Source organism: Pseudomonas sp. H1_F01, assembly GCF_054681425.1.
Map to the genome: position 1 here is coordinate 3,859,386 of NZ_CP162823.1, position 18,772 is coordinate 3,878,157.

17 protein-coding genes are annotated in these 18,772 nt (G+C 61.5%); 5 read left to right on the forward strand and 12 right to left on the reverse strand.

The window, feature by feature from the left end:
- Positions 1 to 5 precede the first annotated feature (5 nt).
- The gene (locus tag AB4O09_RS17550; protein WP_460107266.1) at positions 6 to 1,712 is read right to left on the reverse strand and encodes a ShlB/FhaC/HecB family hemolysin secretion/activation protein; all 1,707 of its coding nucleotides are present in this window, start codon (positions 1,710 to 1,712) and stop codon (positions 6 to 8) included.
- A gap of 252 nt (positions 1,713 to 1,964) precedes the next feature.
- On the opposite strand from AB4O09_RS17550, the gene AB4O09_RS17555 reads away from it, so the two are divergent.
- Positions 1,965 to 2,858, forward strand: a complete 894-nt coding sequence (locus AB4O09_RS17555; RefSeq protein ID WP_038859072.1) for a LysR family transcriptional regulator — start codon at positions 1,965 to 1,967, stop codon at positions 2,856 to 2,858.
- Here AB4O09_RS17555 and AB4O09_RS17560 read toward each other — a convergent pair.
- The 10 genes from AB4O09_RS17560 to AB4O09_RS17605 all read right to left on the reverse strand — a co-directional run bounded on the left by AB4O09_RS17560 (position 2,846) and on the right by AB4O09_RS17605 (position 13,317).
- Positions 2,846 to 4,027 (reverse strand): (R)-mandelonitrile lyase, encoded by a 1,182-nt coding sequence (locus AB4O09_RS17560; RefSeq protein WP_003201222.1) that lies wholly within the window; start codon positions 4,025 to 4,027, stop codon positions 2,846 to 2,848. The two genes, AB4O09_RS17555 and AB4O09_RS17560, sit on opposite strands and share 13 nt — an antisense overlap.
- A gap of 110 nt (positions 4,028 to 4,137) precedes the next feature.
- Positions 4,138 to 4,656, reverse strand: coding sequence for a hypothetical protein (locus tag AB4O09_RS17565; RefSeq protein ID WP_013693174.1), 519 nt, complete (start codon positions 4,654 to 4,656; stop codon positions 4,138 to 4,140).
- Positions 4,657 to 4,837: 181 nt separating this feature from the next.
- Positions 4,838 to 5,281 (reverse strand): HIT family protein, encoded by a 444-nt coding sequence (locus AB4O09_RS17570; protein WP_003201216.1) that lies wholly within the window; start codon positions 5,279 to 5,281, stop codon positions 4,838 to 4,840.
- Between the two features lie 238 nt (positions 5,282 to 5,519).
- Positions 5,520 to 5,921, reverse strand: coding sequence for a response regulator (locus AB4O09_RS17575; protein ID WP_003201215.1), 402 nt, complete (start codon positions 5,919 to 5,921; stop codon positions 5,520 to 5,522).
- Positions 5,918 to 8,101 (reverse strand): PAS domain-containing sensor histidine kinase, encoded by a 2,184-nt coding sequence (locus AB4O09_RS17580; RefSeq protein ID WP_363806698.1) that lies wholly within the window; start codon positions 8,099 to 8,101, stop codon positions 5,918 to 5,920. Before AB4O09_RS17580 ends, AB4O09_RS17575 begins: the two co-directional genes overlap by 4 nt.
- 109 nt (positions 8,102 to 8,210) lie before the next feature.
- Positions 8,211 to 9,041 (reverse strand): amidohydrolase family protein, encoded by an 831-nt coding sequence (locus AB4O09_RS17585; protein ID WP_013693171.1) that lies wholly within the window; start codon positions 9,039 to 9,041, stop codon positions 8,211 to 8,213.
- 28 nt (positions 9,042 to 9,069) lie between these two features.
- Positions 9,070 to 10,359: an MFS transporter gene (locus AB4O09_RS17590; protein WP_060613807.1), complete on the reverse strand. Its 1,290-nt coding sequence runs from the start codon at positions 10,357 to 10,359 to the stop codon at positions 9,070 to 9,072.
- Between the two features lie 122 nt (positions 10,360 to 10,481).
- Positions 10,482 to 11,213: a GntR family transcriptional regulator gene (locus AB4O09_RS17595; protein WP_363806694.1), complete on the reverse strand. Its 732-nt coding sequence runs from the start codon at positions 11,211 to 11,213 to the stop codon at positions 10,482 to 10,484.
- Positions 11,214 to 11,302: 89 nt separating this feature from the next.
- On the reverse strand, positions 11,303 to 12,661 hold the full coding sequence (locus tag AB4O09_RS17600) for a sensor histidine kinase (RefSeq protein WP_149632304.1): 1,359 nt from the start codon (positions 12,659 to 12,661) through the stop codon (positions 11,303 to 11,305).
- Positions 12,658 to 13,317 carry a response regulator transcription factor gene (locus AB4O09_RS17605; RefSeq protein WP_028237064.1) on the reverse strand — a complete coding sequence of 220 codons (660 nt, stop codon included), beginning with the start codon at positions 13,315 to 13,317 and terminating at the stop codon, positions 12,658 to 12,660. The genes AB4O09_RS17600 and AB4O09_RS17605 overlap by 4 nt, the downstream gene beginning before the upstream one ends.
- A gap of 131 nt (positions 13,318 to 13,448) precedes the next feature.
- Here AB4O09_RS17605 and AB4O09_RS17610 point away from each other — a divergent pair, with 131 nt between their 5' ends.
- From AB4O09_RS17610 to AB4O09_RS17625, 4 genes are all read left to right on the forward strand, one after another.
- Positions 13,449 to 13,772, forward strand: a complete 324-nt coding sequence (locus AB4O09_RS17610; protein ID WP_013693168.1) for a PepSY domain-containing protein — start codon at positions 13,449 to 13,451, stop codon at positions 13,770 to 13,772.
- An 86-nt stretch (positions 13,773 to 13,858) separates the two neighbouring features.
- Complete coding sequence (locus AB4O09_RS17615) at positions 13,859 to 14,329, forward strand: DUF2271 domain-containing protein (RefSeq protein ID WP_003201197.1); 471 nt, start codon at positions 13,859 to 13,861, stop codon at positions 14,327 to 14,329.
- Positions 14,330 to 14,353: 24 nt separating this feature from the next.
- Positions 14,354 to 16,534 carry a PepSY domain-containing protein gene (locus AB4O09_RS17620; RefSeq protein ID WP_460107268.1) on the forward strand — a complete coding sequence of 727 codons (2,181 nt, stop codon included), beginning with the start codon at positions 14,354 to 14,356 and terminating at the stop codon, positions 16,532 to 16,534.
- On the forward strand, positions 16,518 to 17,477 hold the full coding sequence (locus AB4O09_RS17625; protein ID WP_460107270.1) for an FAD:protein FMN transferase: 960 nt from the start codon (positions 16,518 to 16,520) through the stop codon (positions 17,475 to 17,477). Before AB4O09_RS17620 ends, AB4O09_RS17625 begins: the two co-directional genes overlap by 17 nt.
- 71 nt (positions 17,478 to 17,548) lie before the next feature.
- Here AB4O09_RS17625 and AB4O09_RS17630 read toward each other — a convergent pair whose 3' ends face one another.
- Positions 17,549 to 18,538 (reverse strand): MBL fold metallo-hydrolase, encoded by a 990-nt coding sequence (locus AB4O09_RS17630; protein ID WP_013693165.1) that lies wholly within the window; start codon positions 18,536 to 18,538, stop codon positions 17,549 to 17,551.
- Between the last annotated feature and the right edge of the window lie 234 nt (positions 18,539 to 18,772).

The window sequence follows — 18,772 nt, forward strand, 5'->3', positions numbered from 1 at the left end:
AAAAATTAGATGGATACATCCACGCGGAAGTAGATCGGCGCCTCGCGCTCGGTCAGGGCATCCGGACGTTCCAGGGAATGGGCGAAGGTGACGCTGGCGCTCAGGTGCTCACCACGGGCGAACAGCTCCAGCGAGTTGCTCGACATGCGCCCGTGCTGGTCGCCGTTGTAGCGATCGCCACGAATCACGCCCTGGTCATAACCGAGGCTGGTGCCGTATTCACCGAACACCGGGCGCAGCCATTCCAGGGTGACCGGGCGGCTCCAGCGCAGGTCGTTGCGCCAGTAACCGCCGCTGTCGCCGGACAGCGATTGATCCTTGTAGCCACGAATCGACGATTGCCCGCCGAGGCTCATGCGCTGCGGGCTGAACAGCACGTCTTCACTGCGCTGGCCGGTCATCAGGCTGCTGAAGCTGAAGGATTCGCCCCACACCTGGAACGGTTGCAGGTAACTGGCGGTGGCGGTGTATTTGCGGTAACGGGCATCGGCCTGGCCGGGGCCCGGATCGTCGTCGCCCTGGGCATCGAAGGCGCCGATACCCTCTTGCATGCCCAGGTCGAGGTTGACGAAAGCATTGCCAACCCGCCGGCCATGGTTGATGCCGAACTGGGCTTCGCTGAGCCGATTGCTGCTCACCGCCAGCTTGCTGTCTTCGATGAAGTAGTTGGTGCGCAGGTACGCCAGGCCCGTGTTGAGGGAGGTCTTGCTCAGGGCGTCGCGATGGATCACCCGCTCGACCCGCAACTGATGGTTCTGGCTGTCGCCGGTCTGCTTGAAGTTGAAACCGTTGGCCGGGATCTGCGAACGGTACTCGCTCTGGCTGTAGGTGTAACTGACGTTCCACCAGCCAAACGGCAGGTTGTAATAGAGCATGGCGTTGCGGGAGGTGTGCTGGTGGTCGGTCATCGCGTCGTGACCGCCGCGCAACATCAACTGATCGGCCAGGCCCAGCGGGCTATCCCACTCGAAACTGCTGCCCCACTGCTGTTCGCCGGTGCTGCGCTGGCCGTCGTTGCTGCGCGACAGTCCGGCGCGCCAAGGCTTTTTCGGTTCATTGGTGACCCGCACCTCACTGCCACCGACGTTTTGGCCGGGGGTCAGCTCCATCTTTGCCTGGTTCGACGGCAGGCGATTGAGCTGATCGACCATCTGCTCGATCTCCCGCAGGTTGACCAAGTCACCGGCCTTGCCGGGAAAGGCCATCGCCAACTCGCGGTCCGACAGTTTGCTGTTCTCGGCCCCCTTCAGGCCTTCGAGTCGTCCTTCCACCACCAACACGCTCAAATGTCCGCTGGACAGGTCTTGTTGCGGCAGATAGGCACGACTGGTGACCAGGCCCTTTTCGATGTAGTGATCGGTGATGACTTTGAGCAGCTCGTTAAGCTGCGGCACGCCCAAGCATTGGCCGATGTAGGGCTTGAGCAGGTGCTCACGTTCGCCGGCGGAAAGACTGTCGGCTCCCTTGAGTTCGATGGTCTTGATGGGGAAGCAACGGGTATCGGCCGGTGCGGTCGGCTGGGTCGGCCTCGCCTCCTTGCCGGGCAAGTCCTTGAGTTCCTCCAGGCGACGGCGCTGCTCTTCGAGCAAACGGTTCTGTCGCTCGCGGATCAGGTCCGTGTCGCCAGGCGTGGGGGCGGCGTGAGCCAGGGTGAGTGGAGAAAGGCACAGCAAAGCCACGCACAACCTCGCCCAAAAGGCGGGTGAGGACATGTTCGATCCCTCGAGCGGAAAGTGACATCAAAATAGTGGCGCGATACTAAAGAGCCATCATTTTGGCGTCAACTAAATGATTTTGGCTTTGAGGCTATTGCGCAAACCATTCATCTGAAATTAGATGGCTCCGGCACGGAGGTATGAAAAGTCCCGAGGCAGGTCTGGAAACTTCCTACAAACGGGCAGGCAGCGCTCACCCATAGACTCGCGCTTCAGCTGTAGTCCCTTGCTCATACCAGAGACGGATCAATGACCACCGAACGCTACGACCAGCTCGCCATCTTCGCCGCCGTCGCCCAGGAGCGTAGCTTCACTCGCGCGGCGGCCAAACTGGGCATGTCGCAACCGGCGCTGAGCCGGGCGATACGTCAGTTGGAGGAGCGGCTGGGGGTCAGGCTGCTCTCGCGCACCACTCGCAGCGTTGCCCCGACCGAAGCCGGTGAACACCTGTTGCGGGTGGTCGCGCCGCGCTTCGAAGAGATCGATAACGAGATGGCGATGCTCAGTGAGTTTCGCGATAAGCCGGCGGGTAAGCTGCGCATCACTGCCGGTGAGCACTCCGCGATCACCATCCTGCAATCCGTTCTCGCCAGGCTGCTACCTGACCATCCCGACCTCAATATCGAAATCATCGTCGACTATGGCTTTACCGATATCGTCGCGGAGGGTTTCGATGCCGGTGTGCGGCTGGGTCCGCAGGTGGCCAAGGACATGATTGCCCTGCGCATCGGCCCTGACATGCGCATGGCGGTGGTGGGCTCGCCGGCGTATTTCGGCCGGTACCCCAAGCCAGTCATTCCCGAAGACCTCACGGCGCACAATTGCATCAACCTGCGCATGCCGACCCATGGCGGCCTCTACATCTGGGAGTTCGAGAAAAACGGACAGGAACTGAAAGTCCGGGTGGAAGGCCAGTTGGTGTTCAACACCATCGCGATGCGCCTGGAGGCTGCGCTGCAAGGCTTGGGGTTGGCCTTCATGCCGGAGGACCTGGTGCAGGATGCTGTCGCGCAAGGCCGGTTGATTCGGGTGCTGGAAGATTGGTGCGAGCCGTTTTCCGGCTACCACCTCTACTATCCCAGTCGCCGCCAAAGTTCACCGGCCTTCACGCTGCTGCGCGAAGCCTTGCGCTACGAGGGTTGACTGGCCTGGACGGTGTCCAATGCTTCGGCGGCGCGCTTGGCCGCGGCGGCATCGCCCTGCTCGCCCAGTAGCTGGATCAGTTGCCGCAGTTGCGCGGCGCTCAAGCCGACGCGCAGGCTGGCGGCCATGTGCGAGCGCAGTTGTGACTCCACACCGGGGGTGACCGCCAGCGCGGCGACTGTCGCCAGCTCACGGCTTTGCCAGTCCAGGTTGTCACGCTCGAAAATGTCGCCGAACAGGTGCGTCTGCAAGTACTGGTTGATGACTGGGACGAAGTCGAACAACGGTCCCTGGACGGGCGCACCGGCAATGCGCGTCTGATTGGCCTTGCCCGCCGCCAGCAGCGCATCGCCGGTAGGGATCAGGCGAACGGGCTCGCGCCCCGGGTCGTCCTGGACGCCGCGTTGCTTGCGCGCCTGCACCACTTTCATCAATTCGCCGAGGGCGTTGAGGCTGCGGGGAAAGCCACTGTAGGCGTAAAGCTGCACCAAGATTTCCTTCGCCTCACTGACGGAGAGGCCGGCATCCAGCCCTTGATTCAAGGCGGTATTGAGGCCGGGCATGTTGCTCGTCGCCATGGCGGCGGCAATCAGCGGGATGGCTTGCTGCTTGGCCGATAGGGTTTGCGAAACCGCCACGGCATCCGGCTTGGTCGATGGCGTCGACACTCCAGCGGCGCTGTATTGTTCTTCGCTGACCTTCTCCAGCCACTCCACGTTTTTGCCCTCCACCGTGCCAGTCACGGCCAAGTGGGTCATGGCGCTCGTCGGCGCGGCACCATGCCAGTGCTTGACGCCAGGCGGGCAGACGATCACATCGCCCGGGAGGATCTGCTGCACAGGTTTGCCCCATTCCTGCGTCAGACCGACACCGGAAATCACCACCAACCGCTGTCCGGCAGGATGGGTATGCCAGGCCGAACGCGCGCCCGGTTCGAAGCTGACGTAGGCGCCGGAAGCATCGATTTCATCGGTTGCCGGGAACAGAGGATCGACCCGCACGCGCCCGGTGAAAGAGTCCGCCGGGCCTGCGACCGACGCTTGGCTGCCGGCCCGACTGATCTGTTGCGAAGTCCGGGACTCGCTGGTGCTTTCTGTACTGGCGGCGTCGACAAAAGGCGCCGCCGCGCATAGCGCAAAACAAAGGCTACCGGTTGAACGCAGAGTCATTTGGCTTTCCTCTCGATTGATATCGTAGAGAAACAAATTTAACCTTGCTGCATTAATCGATAAACCATGCCAATTACATAGCACTTATATCGCAATCGCATAAATCCGCTTTACTTGATCTCAACCAACCGCACTGCCTGTGATCCGTCCAGCGACAAGTGAATCACGGCGGCCTTGCTTGGGAAGTTCGGCGCGTCCTCGTCGGTATTCTCCATCACGGGAATGTCGATCAGGGTCTGCTCCCCGGTCGGGTCGCTGACCAGCTTGGCATCCAGTTTGTCGATGGCACGCCAGCTGTCGCCACCGATGCGCATCACGTCCAACAGGCTGTAGTGCGGCACACCTTCTTCGTTCTCTTCGGGCGTAAAGGCCGCCAGGTATTGGCTGTAGTTATTGCCCATACCGAAACCTTCGATGGTGAAGACCGCGAGGGTGACCTGGCTGTCCTCGCCGGTGTCCAGCGTCTGCACCAGCGTCGCTTCAGGATAGCCGGTGGCATAGCTGTCCTTGATGAGCGCTACCAAGTGCCCGATCTGTACTTCCAGGGCTTTCGGAACGGGTTTCGATTCAGCGGCGTGAGTCAGGGTGCAGGTGAAAAACAAGGCGGCGGTCAGCAGGCGCAATTTCATGAAGGTGAGGTCCGGGGTATTGGGAGATCAGCGCGCAATGGTAGCGGTTGGCCAGGGATTTGGTAGCCCATTGTTGATAGGTTTTGTGGTGGGGTGCACAGCCTTGGACGTTGTGGCAAGGTCGCCGAGCATTTTGATGAGTGGGGCACGCCCTGTGCCCCTTACGGCGTCCTGCCCAGCATCAGGCTTCTGAGCGAATGCGCTCGACCAGACGCGCCTGGAGTGCTTCCAGCTCTTCGGGATCGGCCTTGCCCCTGCCATGTATACCGGGTGCTTCACCGTCCCAACGAGGAATGATGTGCATGTGAATGTGATAGACCGTTTGCCCGGCCACAGCACCATTGAACTGCGCGACCTGAACCCCGTCCGGCTGCAATTCGTCCACGATGATCCGCGTCAGGCGCTGCACGGCAGACATCATCGCCCCCAGGACGGCGGTCTCGACCTCGAGGATATTTCGCGCCTGGGAGGCTTTGGGAATGACCAGGACATGCCCGCGCGATTGAGGGAAGAGATCCAGGAAGGCCAACACATCGGCGTCTTCATAAATCTTGTAGCACGGCGCATCGCCGCGAAGGATCAGCGCAAAGATGTTCTGCGGATCGTAATGACCGTGGAGACTCATGATCACTCCTTGGAGTTTGGGAGGTTGGTTACCGGTAAGAGATTTAGCACAGTCAGAGGCCTACTTGAAGCCAAGGGCTGGGCTTGCTCGCGACGGTGTTGTATTCGTTGGCGATGAGATTGCCTGTGCCACCGTTATCGCGAGCAAGCTCGCTCCCACATTGGATCAGCGGTGGAGCTTGATTGAGTGACCACCGCAAATCCCAGGTGGGAGCGAGCTTGCTCGCGAAGGCGGCGGGTCAGTCGACATCGGTGCTGGCAGCCAAGCCGCTTTCGCGAGCCCCGCTCAGCGTAACGGCAATTTTCTGCTGCAACTCACTTTGCGAAAACGGCTTGTGCAGGACCGGGCACTCGGCGTATTCGGCTGGAAGTCCACTGGCGCCGTATCCGGTGCTGAACAGGAAGGGAATATGGCGACCGCGAAGGATTTCGGCCACCGGAAAAACCCGCTCGCCAGCCAGGTTGACGTCGAGGATCGCCAGATCAACCTGCACCGAGCCGGCCATGTCACGTGCTGCAGCGAGCCGGGCGACTGAGGCCACCACTTCGCATCCGAACTCCTCCAGCATGTCCTCGATTAACAGGGCGACCGCGCCTTCGTCCTCGACGACCAGCACCCTGACGCCAACAAATGGGGTCATGCCCCGGTCACCCCAATCAGGAACGAAAAGCGGCAGCAAACGCCTTCTGGAGCGTAGGTGAGGTCGAACTTGCCGGCTAGGTCGCGCTCGATGCAGCGCCTCATCAAGCGCGAACCCAGCCCTTCCCGTTCCGGCGGTGACACGGGTGGCCCTCCTTGTTCGCGCCAGTCGAGGGTCAGCAACGTTCCGTCCGCCTGGGCTTGCAGGTGCCAAGTGACTGCAAGCGTCCCGGTCTCGACCGACATCGAGCCATATTTCAGCGCGTTGATCGCCAATTCATTGAGGGTCATCGTAAGGTTGAGCGCCACGCGAGTACCGACGTCCATAGAAGGGCCTTCAATCACAATACGACCAGGCTCATGCCCAAACACCGGCATCAGCACTTCGTGGGCCAGGGTGTCGAGCGGCGTCTGCCCCCAATGCCGTTTCGTCAAAAGATCGTGTGCCCGTGACAACGCCAGGAGCCTCGCCTCGAAACGCCTGTAGCCGTCTTTCGCATCCTCTGCGTTGCGTGCCGTCTGGGCTGCCAGCGATTGCACCGTGGCCAGGGTGTTCTTGACCCGGTGATTGAGCTCATCGATCAGCGTCTTCTGCCGGTTTTCCGCCTGCTTTCGCTCGGAGATATCCACCAGCATGTTGATGGCGCCCACCAGGTTTCCATCGGCATCATGCAAAGGCGTGGGAAAAGGCGTGAACGGAACGCGGCTACCATCCGGCCGCTCTGCAATTGCCTCGACGCCGCGAATCGGCCGGTTTTCCTTCAGGGCCACCGCCATCGGGCATTGGTCGTGGGGCAGGAAACTGCCGTCCGTGTTGAACAGTTTCCAGGTCACGCACCACTGGTCGCCCAGCCGAGGTGTGCGCCCGGACAGTTCGACAGCGGCGCGATTGTAGAAGGTGATGCGGCCATCGGCGTCGGTGGTGTACACCGCGGCAGGCAACGCCTCGAGAAGATTGCGCATGTGCCGTTCGCTTTCGCGGACCTGGTTTTCCATCCGCCGCGCCAGCGTGACGTCCTGCAGCACTCGCACGCCATACCGAAACGTACCGCTGACGTCCCTCACCGAGGAACTGTGGATGTCGAGGTAAACGACCTCGCCATCGGGCTTCACGGCGCGCTTGCGAAGCACGTAGTTATCAAGTTCACCGGCCACCTGGCGGGCGTACAACCCCGCGTCCTGCGGTATGCAATCGGGGTGGGTATAGTCCAGGAATGTCATCGACAGGAGCTCTTCGCGCGAGCGACCCAGCATGTTGCACAGGGCATCGTTGACGCGCAGCAAGCGACCGTCGACGCCGGCCTCGGCAATACCGATGGTCGCCGCCTCGTAGGTCGCCGAAAGCCGGTCATCGCTGTCCTGGCGCGCCGCCTCGGCCGCATGGACACAGCTCCTGTCGATGGTGAAGCAGCGCGTATTGAAGAGTTTTCCGTCTTCGAATCGGCCATTGGAAGTGATCATGACATGCTTGATCGAGCCGTCCTTTGCCCTCAGTCGCGCCGGATAGCTTTCCAGGCAGTCGCCGCTGCCGAGCTTGGTGAGGATGTCGCCAATGACCGGCTCGTCGAGGTGAAATTCGGTGATGTGGCGGCCGATGTATTCGTCGGCCGAATAGCCCAGTAGCGTCAGCTCCGCCTTGTTCGCGCGCAGGATAATGCCTTCGCCGCTGACGATATGCAGGCCCACCGCGCTGTTTTCGAAAAAGTCTTCGAGGTCGTCGCTCTTGCGCCGAAGCTCTTCGGCCATGGCGTGGTGCGCCGAGACGTCCTGGAAGCAGTTGATCACTCCTTGGACGCCCCCCTGCCGATCCCTGAGGGCGCGGATGTTCATCAGCGCCACGAACCGCGAGCCGTCCGGACGCTCGATGAGCACTTCCTGATTACGCGAGGCAATGCCGGTATTGAGTGCCGAGGCTGTCGGGCAGTGTTCGAACGCCAGCGGTGTACCGTCAGTCTGGAACAGTCGATGGGCGCCGCAGAAACGGTCACCGTTCTCTCCAAGTGCCGGCGCCCTTCCCCACAGCTCGGCCGCCTCACTGTTGTACCTGACGAGCCACCCCTGGCGATCGCACAGGTACACCGCACCAGGAATGGCATCGAGTGCGCTCGTCCCCATCGAGATCAAGCTCTCGTACTCGCTTGGCGCACGCGTTTCCCTGGATAGCTCTTCAATGTTCGACATCAGTCATCCTCAAACCGCCTGGCTGAAACCTTTCACAGGGCATCAATGGAGTCTAGATCCCTATTCATCGGGCGAGTTCAGGAAAACTCAATGTCACAAGCCTCGGGCCTCAAAACTTGAACAGTACCTGGGGTGCCTGGACCATTAACGCCCGCATAAGTGGCCCCGAACATTCCAATGCGCACAACTGCTCCATCACCGTTTCGAAACCCACGTGTTCTTCATGCTGGGTGTGCGGCCAGTCGCTGCCCCATACCAGGCGCTCGGGGCCGAAGTGGTGTTCCAGCAACGTCAACGAGGCGCGGGCGAATTCAAGATTCCGCGGGGCTGTTGCGCCCAATCGATAGATGCCGGACACCTTCATCCACACCTGCCCGCCCTGCCCCAGTTCCATCAATTGGGCAAAGCCAGGTTGATCCAGCCCCAAACGCGCATCCGGACGACCGAAGTGATCGACCACCAGTTTGATGCCCAATGGCAACAGCTGTCTCATCAGCCCCGGCAAGTCCGCCAGGTTGGCATGCAACTCGACATGCCAATCCAGCTCCGCGATGTGGCCCAAAAAGCCTTTCCAGGTGGGGTCGCGAAAATCAGGTAAAGCTTGGCCCATCAGGTTCAAGCGAACACCGACCACGCCCAACCGGGCCATGTCGTCCAGCTCGGCTCGACTGACGTCTCGCGCCACCACCACGACCCCGCGCAATTGCTCTGGCGCTTGCCGTAGCGCGGCCAGCAAGTAGCGGTTATCCGTGCCGAGAAAACTTGGCTGCACCAACACGCCATGGCTCAAGCCGTGAGCGTGCAGATGGCCCAGGTACTGGGCGAGCGTGGCGTCATAGTCAGGTGTGTAGCGCCGGACAGCCGCCAGTTCCAGCTCGCTGCTGAATACGTGGGCGTGACAGTCAATGCCGGTGATCGGCGTAGTGCGGGTATCAACCATGGGTTTCATCTATCGAAAATAAGGGAAATCAGGCTCGGGCGCCCTGGCCGTCACTCTCCACCGCAAGCACCGATGCAGCAGTGGCTTCCAGGCTGCGACCGCGGGTTTCCGGCAGGCAAAGCGCCGCGATCACCGCCACGCCGTAGGCAATCCCGGCGTCGATGCCAATGGCCGAGCCCAAGGACATGGAGTCGCTCATGTGACCGACCAGGAACGGGAACACCGCCGAGAGCACCCGGCCGAAGTTGTAGCAGAACCCCACGCCGGCGCCGCGTACATCCGCCGGGTACAACTCGTTGAAAAACGCCCCGAGGCTCGCTGGAATACCCGCCGCGAAGAAGCCGAGCGGGAACCCCAGGAACAGCATCTGGGTGTTGCTCAACGGCAGGAACACATAGCACTGTACGGTCACCACGCAGCACAGCGCGAACAGCACGATGTTCTTGCGACGCCCGATGCGATCGATCAACAGGCCACTGACTACGCAGCCGCACCAGAAGGCGAAGATGATCACCGCCAGGTAGCCGCCGGAGTTGAGCACCGACAGGTTGCGCTCGGTCTTGAGGAAGGTTGGCAGCCACGTCATCACCGCGTGGTAACCGCCGTGCGCCCCCAGCCCCAACAGCCCGCCAAACAAGGTCACGCGGATCAGCTCAGGGCGAAAGATACCGCTCAGGGATTTGAAGAAACTTTGCGGGATGACATTGGCTTTTTGCAGGCGCTGGAAACTGTCGGGTTCCTCAACGTTGCGTCGTACCCAGATGATCAGGAACGACGGCAGCAGGCCCACGATGAACATCACCCGCCAGGCCATGTCTTGCGGCACAAGGGAGTAGATCAGCGTGAAGACGCCGACCGCCAGACCCCAACCCACCGCCCAGGCGCTTTGTACCGTGCCCATGACCTTGCCGCGGTACTTGGGGTTGATGGTCTCGGCCATCAATACCGCACCGGCGGCCCATTCACCGCCGATGCCGAAGCCCTGCAGCGCCTTGACGATCAACAACGAGTGGAAGCCGGTGACGAACGCCGACAGGAAGGTAAAGAACGAAAACCACAGGATCATCCATTGCAGCGTGCGCACCCGTCCGTAACGGTCCGACAGCGTCCCGCCAACCCAGCCGCCAATGGCCGAAGTGACCAGGGTCACGCCGCTGACCAGCCCGGCATCGCCCTTGGTCAGGGCGAACGCGGCGATCAACGCCGGTATCGCCAGGCCGAACATCTGTACTTCCAGCGCGTCGAGCGACCATCCGCCGAAACAGGCCCAAAACGTTTTACGCTCCCGCGCAGTGACTTGGCGATACCAGCTGAACATGATTCTTATCCTTGTAAGTGGAACGAAAGGCAGCCGAGAGCGAACCGCGCCGCTACAGGGCCAGTCATGGCAAACAAAACGATAAGGGCTGCGGCGACCGACTCGCCGCTAACCCGGTAGGCTCAGCGGATTTCCACGCTGTAGCGGAAGTGCTCGGCATGCCCGCGCGAGCGTCGCCACTCCAGGGGATTGCCGGCGTAGTCCCGCGCCAGACGCTCGATCACCACCACCGGACTGTTGACCGGCACCTGCAGCAGCCGCGCGTACACCTCATTCACCGATTCAGCGGTGAGGGTTTCTTCGGCAGAGGCGACCACCTGACCGCAGGTTTCTTCATAGATGGGATAAAGCAGCGGTCCCTTTTGACTCAGGTCGATCTCGAGCAAGGGTTGGAAACGGTTGCGGGGCAGCCAGATTTCTTCGGCGAGCACCGGCGCCACATCCAGCAGACGCACCCGCACGATGCGAATCACCGGCGCATCCGGCGGCAGTCCCAGCGCCTGGGCCACCGCCGAAGGCGCGGCCACCGGCTCCACGGACAGGATCCGGCTCTCGGGAACCCGGCGTTCGCCTGAAGCGCTTTGAAAGCGGAAAAACCGGAACAGCGACGACTGGAATTGCGCCCGGCGAATGAAGGTGCCGCGCCCCTGCTGGCGCTCCAGGACGCCCTCGCTGACCAGCGCATCAATGGCCTTGCGCACCGTGCCGGTAGACAACTGGTATTCGGCCGAGAGTACCGCTTCAGTAGGAATCGCCTCCCCCGGACGCCAACGGTTATTGGCGATCTGTTCAGCCAATTGGTCGCGTAAACGTTGATACAGCGGCAGGCGGACATCACTGGAGAGAGATTTCATTGACCTTATTCACCTTGTTATCTAGTCATATATATGAATATGGACGAGAGTATTTGCTCAAGGTCGATTGCTTGTCAAGAATGCGCAGGTTAGCTGGCTGACGAATGGCCGGTGGCAACAGTGGCAAGCGGTAGCCAGACCCGAACCTCGAACCCCTCCTGCCGATCTTTTGCCGGAGACAACAGTTCGATGCGCCCATTGATCCCCTGCACGATCGTCTTGACGATCGCCAACCCCAATCCCGACCCACTGGTTTCGCTCTGGCCGCGCACGAAACGTTCGGTCAGGTGCTGCAGGACGGCCACCGGCACCACCGGTCCGGCATTGATCACCCGCAGCAGTGCCTGGTCCGTGAGGGTGACTTCGATGGGTTGATCCATCGCACCGTACTTCAATGCGTTCTCGATCAGATTGCGCAACAGGATGCCGAAGGCGTCCGGGTCGACGGTCGAATACACATGGGTCTGGGCAGGAAGTTGCAGCGCGATCTGGCGGCTGCTGTTGTGCCGCCACTCATCCACCACGTGAGCCAACAATGGGACCAGGTCCTGGGGCGTTTGCGAGAGCAGTCCGCCCCCTTCAGCCTTGGCCAGTTGCATGAGTTTTTCCGATAACCGGGCCAATTCGCGCAAAGCGCTTTCGATCTTTTTCGCACGTAAACGCAACGGACCTTCAGGGGCCTCCTGGTATAGCCGCTGGACTTGCGCCAATGTCGCGGCCAAGGGTGTACGCAGCTCATGTGCGCTGTTGGCGGTGAAGCTGCGTTCGGCCTCCAGGGCTTTGCGCAAGCGCTCCAGCAGGCGGTTGACCGCATCCGCCAAGGGGTTGATTTCTGCCGGCAGGCGCGACACCTTGATCGGCGACAGATCACCCACGCCGCGGGCCTCTACGGCGTGACGATAGGCCAGCACGCTGCCCAGGCTCATGCGCACCAATAGCCAGGTCCCCAACAGGCTGATGGGGATCAGCGCCAATAATGGCCACAACAAGGCAAACAAGGCTTCTCGTGCGGCCCCACGACGATGGCGCAGCGGCTCGGCGACTTCGATGAATACCGTCTCGCGCAGCGCACTGGCGCCATACAGACGGTACTTTCCAGTCGTGGAGAAACCTTCAATCGGATGTTTGCTGAATACCTTCGGGTTGGCATCGTGGGACTGCATCAGGACCTTGCCCTCGGCATCGCGCACCAGATAACTCAAGTACTCCTTGTGCATCTTCAAAGTGGCAACCTGCTGCGCCTCGCCCGGGGTTTCCCGGTTGCTGATTTCCAGCACGGCCAGGGGCAGGATGCGTTGGGCGGTCTCTTCCAGTGCGCTGTCAAAGGCCTCGTTCAACTCATGTCGTACCCCGCGCCAGGTGCCGACTGTCGCCACCAGCCAGAGCAACGTCATGCCCAGCGTCAGGCCCAGGCCCAGACGTTTTTGCAGGCTGAAGGTCGTCTTCATGCCGACACCATCCGGTAACCCATGCCCCGCACGGTCTCGATCAGGTCGCGCCCGAGCTTCTTGCGCAATCGACTGATATAGACCTCGATCGTGTTGCTTTCGATTTCGGCACCGAAGGCGTACAGCCGATCTTCGAGTTGCCCCTTGGACAGCAGCGCGCCGGGACGCTGGATGAATGCCTCCAACAGCGCCCATTCCCGGGCCGTGAGGTCCACGGCCATGCCGGCCCGATGCAACGTACGGGCCGTCATGTCGACGTGCAGCTCACCAAGCCTGATCTGGGGATTGGGGTTGCCGCTGTAACGACGAGCCACCGCAGCCACACGGGCCGACAGTTCAAACAGATCGAAGGGTTTGACCAGGTAATCGTCGGCGCCGGCATTGAGGCCGGCGATTCGATCAGAGATCTGGTCCTGGGCCGTCAGGATGATCACCGCAGTCGCGTCACCTGCGCTGCGCCGCTGACGCAGGAAGTCCAGCCCTCGACCGTCCGGCAACATCAAGTCAAGCAGGATCAGGTCATAAGCGGTGGTGCTCACGCTGCTGCGTGCTTGGGCAAGGTTCTGCACCCAATCAACGGCATGGCCGTCATCGGCGATCTGCTCGCGCACCGCATCCCCCAACCGTGGCGAGTCCTCAACCAATAAAACCCGCATCGGGCAGCTCCTGTAATCGTGGTTTGCCGCACCTTAGCGGCCTTACCTGACGTGAATCTGAAGATTCAGCTGGCTGTCAGGAATGCACCGTAGGGTATGCCCACAACGAAGCCCCCGGCAGGAGACAGATCATGAAATCAGGTTTTATCGCCAGCACTGCGCTGATAAGTGTGCTGGCCAACGGTTACGCCTTGGCCGATGACGACTGCGGCGAACCGGTCAACGACTGGCAGCCACGGGAAACCCTGCGCCTGCAGGTGGAACAGCGATACGGCTGGAAGGTGCAGCGCATCAAGGTCGACGACGGCTGCTACAAGCTCAAGGGCCTGGACCGCCAGGGCAATGTCATCGAGGCCCGCTACGCACCGGCGTCGCTGCACTTGCGCAAGCTCGAGATCTACTTCCGGGACGATGACGATGCCAGCGCTTACCTCGCCCCTGCCCCCGCACCGTGACATTTCGACGCGTTGATCCTGCCGTTCAGGTTGCTGTCAGCAAGCAGGTCCAGGCTCTCGCCCCAACGATCAAAAGGACAACCTCCATGAAAAAAATCATCGCTGCAACCTGCCTCGCCGGCGCCATCATCCTGCCGGGGCTGGCTCAGGCCCGTGAAGTAACCCTCACCACCCAGCTCAAGCGCTACAGCGGCAACGATGCGTACCTGGCGATCTACGTCACCGACGCCAGCGGCCAGTACCAGAAAACCCTCTGGGTGGCCGGCAAAAAGGCCAAGTACTACAAGCACCTGGCCGACTGGGCCCGTGGAAGCAAGCTGAACCCCAGCGAGTACGACGGCGTCAGCGGCGCCAGCGTTGGCAGCGGCGACACCCTCAAAGTCAGCGTCGAGCTGGCAGACACCCTGATCGATGCCGGGTATCAGATCCGTATCGATAGCGCCGTCGAGGATAAGCGTGATGCCCGCGCCGACGTCAGCGTGCCATTGACCCGCGAAGGCGCAGGCAAGCCGGCGGCCGGTAATACCTACGTCGAATCCTTTACTTACGATTTGTAGCACCTACCTGTTCGGAGGCCGAACATGCTTCGCCAGCTCCACTCCCTGCCCGGTCTGATCGCCGCCCTGTTGGTCATGCTCTTGGCCATCAGCGGCGCGACGTTGTCTATCGATCCGGCCCTTGAACGCCTGAACAACACGTCCACTGCGGCCGGGCAAGTCAATGTCGGCCAGTTGGCCGGACGCGTTGCCAGTCACTTTCCGGGCGTGGAGCAGATCCAGCGCACAGCGTCCGGGACCGTCATTGTCTACTTCAATCAGGACGGCCGGGTCGGGGCCGAAAAGGTCGACCCACTGACCGGGCGAGGCCTGGCCCCCTACGAACCCTCCGCTTTCTCACGCTGGATGAAAGACCTGCACCGCTCGCTGTTTCTTGGCACGCCGGGCCACGGGGTGTCAGGCGTCGGCGCGCTGTTCATGCTGATGCTGTCTGTGTCCGGGGCGCTGTTGCTGGTCCGGCGGGTCGGCGGCTGGCGCAACCTGCTGCGGCCATTGCGGGGCGACTTCAGCCAGCGCTGGCACGCTGAGGTCGGTCGCTTAGCGTTGCTTGGGCTGCTGTTATCGGCACTGAGCGGGCTCTACATGTGCGCCACGACCTTCGACTTCATCGCCGATGGCAGTCAGAGCGAGCCTGCATTCCCCGACCACATCAGCGCAGGCTCGGCCTCGCCCGTGGCGAGCCTGCAAGCTTTGCAGGCCACCGATCTGACTGACCTGCGCGAGCTCGTCTATCCCAGCCCGAATAATCCGCAAGACGTGTTTTCCCTGCGCACGGCCCAGGGTGACGGCTACGTGGACCCGGTCAGCGGTGCCCTGTTGTCCTATCAAGCTCACGACTCGATGCGCAACGTCTACGAGTTGATCTATCAGTTGCACACCGGTGAAGGGCTCTGGTGGCTGGGCCTGTTGCTGGGCCTCTGTGCCCTCGGCGTGCCCGTGATGAGCATCACCGGCATCCTGATCTGGTGGCGTCGCCGCCAGGCCGGGCCGAATATCCGCCATAACAGCGCTGCGCAAACCGCCGACACCGTGATCCTGGTCGGCAGCGAAACCAACAGCACCTGGGGCTTTGCCAACACCTTGCATGAAGCCTTGCATCAAGCCGGCCACCGCGTTCACAGCGCGGCAATGAATCAATACGCCAACGACTACGGCAACGCTCAACGCGTGTTGATCCTCACCGCGACCCACGGTGACGGCAATGCCCCGGCCTCGGCTTCGCAGTTCCTGGCACGGCTGGCCGAAGCCGGCCTGAAACCTGGCCAGCCGTTTGCCGTGCTGGGTTTTGGCGACCGGCAGTTTGCGCAGTTCTGTCAGTTTGCCCATCAGGTACAGGAAGCCTTGTTGCAGGCCGGTGGCACGCCTTTGATTGGCCTGGAAACCATCAACCGCCAATCCTCCCAGGAGTTCGCTCGGTGGGGCCACGCCGTGGGTGAAGTGCTGGGGCATGACTTGACGCTGATCCACACCCCACAGCCGCCCCGCACCGATCAACTGATCCTGGTCGAACGCATTGCCTATGGTGAACAGGTAGGCGCGCCCACCCACGTGCTGCGTTTCAAAGCCCCAGGGAAGTTACCGGCCTTTGAAGCCGGTGATCTGGTCGGCATCCTGCCCCCTGGCAACCCCCTCCCGCGGTTCTACTCGCTGGCCAGCAGTTCACAGGACGGCGTGCTGGAGATCTGCGTACGCAAACACAAAGGAGGTCTGTGCTCGTCATTCCTTCACAGCCTGGAGATCGGGGCGACCATCGACGCCTTTATCCAACCGAATCCACAATTTCGTCCCGCGTCGGGCGCTCATCCGGTGATCCTGATCGGTGCCGGTACCGGCATCGGCCCGCTGACCGGTTTTATCCGCAACAACAAGGCCCACCACCCCATGCACTTGTATTGGGGCGGGCGCAACCCGACCTCGGATTTCCTCTACGAAGCCGAGCTTAACCATTACTTGGCGGACCAGCGTCTCACCGCATTGCACGCAGCCTTTTCCCAGGTCATGGACCGTTCCTACGTGCAGGACCGGCTGATCAGCGACGCCCTGATGTTGCGTCGGCTGATCGAAAAAGGCGCCCAGGTACTGGTTTGCGGCGGTCGCGAGATGGCCAAGGGGGTGATGCTGGCCCTGGACGAAGTACTGGCACCGCTGAACCTGAATGTGCGGACCCTCAAGGCACAAGGACGCTATCGTGAAGACGTCTACTGAATTGCAACGCTACAGCCTGAGCGGCGAAACCATGGGCACGCGCTATACCGCCCTGTTCTATGCCGAAACCGAACTCGACACCCGCCCGATCAGTCGCAGCCTGGCGCACGCCGTGGGCCGGGTGGACCAGCAAATGTCGACCTGGAAAGCCGATTCGGACCTCAATCGCCTCAACAACGCACCGTTGCAGGAATGGATAGCGCTGCCCGAGGAACTGACCACGGTATTGTCTGCGGCGCTGCGCGTCAGCCGGCAATCGGGCGGCGCCTTCGATATCGCCGTTGGTGATCTGGTGGACGCCTGGGGCTTCGGTCCCGGCGAGCTGTCCGTCACCGAACCGGTGCCTGCGCCAACTCGACGCTCGACCAGTGCAGCGCTGGTCGTTGATTCACAACACAACCTGGTGCGCAAACAGGCACCGCTTAACCTCAACTTGAACGGCATTGCCAAAGGTTTTGGTGTCGATGAGCTGGCCCGCTGCCTGGACAGGTTTGGCATCGCGCGCTACCTGGTAGGCATCGACGGCGAGATGCGTGCCCGCGACAACAAACCAGATGGGCAGCCCTGGGTCGTGGCCATGGAAAAGCCCCGCCGGGGCGTGCGTGAGGTCATGGGTGTGATGGAACTCAGCGACGCCGCCATCGCCACCTCCGGGGATTATCGACACTGGGTCGACGTCTGTGGGCAATCCTTCGCCCACACAATGAACCCGGCCACCGGCACCCCACTGTGCAACGCACTCGCAGCCGTCACGGTGGTGTCGACTTCATGCATGCTCGCCGACGCCTGGGCCACAGCGCTGATGGTACTGGGCGAAACCCAAGGCCCCCGCCTGGCACAAGAACGCGGGATGGACGCATTGTTCGTCATGCGCGACGGTTTGCAGCTCAAGGAAATATCCATAGTCGGCGGACAGTTGCAGCCTCAGGTTCAAACGCGCTGACGCCGACGCCCGGGTGTCGAGGTCTCCGGCCGTGAGGCAACACCTGTTCTAACGGCGCGAGCGATTGGATTTCACTCGATCATCGGCACCTTGGCTGCCCGTTGATAAGGCCCGTACTCGACCGGTACCCACTGGAAGTGCCCGCCCACTGCACTGATATGCCCTATCCCCGGAAACGGCAAATGCGCCGCTGTCACCCAGGTCCTGGTAGTGGCCGCGGCATTGAACACCTTGGCCCGGCTCTTGATTGCCTGTTGATTGTCGACATCAAAACGAATCGACACTTCAGGATGCTCGAACTGCACCGCCAGGTTATGCACCAGGTCCCCCATGAACAGAATGCTCTGGCCTTGGGAGGTAAACCGGTACGTGGTACTGCCGGGCGTATGCCCTGGCTCCAGCTCGGCGTCGACATCGGGCAGCGGCGACTGGCCGCTGGCGAAGGTCTTGAAGCGGCCGGCTGCCACATAAGGGGCGGTGGAATCCTGAGCGATCTTGAAGAATTCCCGGGCACCGGCCGGCGCCTTCGCCAGTGCCTGGGGATCGAGCCAGTAATCGGCTTCTGCCTTCGCGGCATAGACTGTAGCGTTGGCAAACAGCGGTTGCTGCTTGTCGTCGACCAGCCCGCACACGTGATCCAGGTGCAAATGAGTGAGCAAGATGGCATCGACCTGCTCCGGGCGATAACCGGCGGCCTGCATGTTCGCCGAGAGCATTCCAGCCGTGGCGCCGATACATTGGCCGGCACCGGTGTCCACCAGGATCAGTTGCTTACCGGTATTGACCAGAAAAGCGTTGAACGCGGTCTGCACCCCCGGCGTTTCAATCGAGCGACGGGCTAGCAAGGCGCGGATCTGGCTTTGGCTCAGGCCTTCGAGCAGCTTGGGCGACAGATCGTTGTAGCCATCGAACAGCGCCGTCACTTCGTAGTCGCCCACCGTCAAGCGGTAGTAACCGGGTACTTGAGTGCCCTGGAGCGGCGCCTGGGCCAGGGCGCCCAGCGATGTCAGCGCCAATGCCAGGCCCGCCCCACGCAGTGTGCACGCCAGAGAATGCTTCATACCTTCACCTTGATCGAGTCAGAAGAACGGCCACTCATACACCAGCCGGAGAAGGTCATCATGCACTCGGCTCACACCGCAGAACTTGCAGGCATGTGCTGAGTGAGTACTGCGTCCGGTGCTGCACCTGAACGCAATTAACAACGTTTAACTCGCACGCTCGCGCCTCACACCCAAGAATGAAGCCCTCTGCCCAGACCTGTTTTCTCAAGCGGGAAGCTGGCCGTCCACCGT

What these genes read in the sequence shown, in the direction of transcription:
- AB4O09_RS17550 (WP_460107266.1), bottom strand. Translation starts at nt 1,712, where the DNA reads ATGTCCTCACCCGCCTTTTGGGCGAGGTTGTGCGTGGCTTTGCTGTGC.
- AB4O09_RS17555 (WP_038859072.1), top strand. Translation starts at nt 1,965, where the DNA reads ATGACCACCGAACGCTACGACCAGCTCGCCATCTTCGCCGCCGTCGCC.
- AB4O09_RS17560 (WP_003201222.1), bottom strand. Translation starts at nt 4,027, where the DNA reads ATGACTCTGCGTTCAACCGGTAGCCTTTGTTTTGCGCTATGCGCGGCG.
- AB4O09_RS17565 (WP_013693174.1), bottom strand. Translation starts at nt 4,656, where the DNA reads ATGAAATTGCGCCTGCTGACCGCCGCCTTGTTTTTCACCTGCACCCTG.
- AB4O09_RS17570 (WP_003201216.1), bottom strand. Translation starts at nt 5,281, where the DNA reads ATGAGTCTCCACGGTCATTACGATCCGCAGAACATCTTTGCGCTGATC.
- AB4O09_RS17575 (WP_003201215.1), bottom strand. Translation starts at nt 5,921, where the DNA reads ATGACCCCATTTGTTGGCGTCAGGGTGCTGGTCGTCGAGGACGAAGGC.
- AB4O09_RS17580 (WP_363806698.1), bottom strand. Translation starts at nt 8,101, where the DNA reads ATGTCGAACATTGAAGAGCTATCCAGGGAAACGCGTGCGCCAAGCGAG.
- AB4O09_RS17585 (WP_013693171.1), bottom strand. Translation starts at nt 9,041, where the DNA reads ATGGTTGATACCCGCACTACGCCGATCACCGGCATTGACTGTCACGCC.
- AB4O09_RS17590 (WP_060613807.1), bottom strand. Translation starts at nt 10,359, where the DNA reads ATGTTCAGCTGGTATCGCCAAGTCACTGCGCGGGAGCGTAAAACGTTT.
- AB4O09_RS17595 (WP_363806694.1), bottom strand. Translation starts at nt 11,213, where the DNA reads ATGAAATCTCTCTCCAGTGATGTCCGCCTGCCGCTGTATCAACGTTTA.
- AB4O09_RS17600 (WP_149632304.1), bottom strand. Translation starts at nt 12,661, where the DNA reads ATGAAGACGACCTTCAGCCTGCAAAAACGTCTGGGCCTGGGCCTGACG.
- AB4O09_RS17605 (WP_028237064.1), bottom strand. Translation starts at nt 13,317, where the DNA reads ATGCGGGTTTTATTGGTTGAGGACTCGCCACGGTTGGGGGATGCGGTG.
- AB4O09_RS17610 (WP_013693168.1), top strand. Translation starts at nt 13,449, where the DNA reads ATGAAATCAGGTTTTATCGCCAGCACTGCGCTGATAAGTGTGCTGGCC.
- AB4O09_RS17615 (WP_003201197.1), top strand. Translation starts at nt 13,859, where the DNA reads ATGAAAAAAATCATCGCTGCAACCTGCCTCGCCGGCGCCATCATCCTG.
- AB4O09_RS17620 (WP_460107268.1), top strand. Translation starts at nt 14,354, where the DNA reads ATGCTTCGCCAGCTCCACTCCCTGCCCGGTCTGATCGCCGCCCTGTTG.
- AB4O09_RS17630 (WP_013693165.1), bottom strand. Translation starts at nt 18,538, where the DNA reads ATGAAGCATTCTCTGGCGTGCACACTGCGTGGGGCGGGCCTGGCATTG.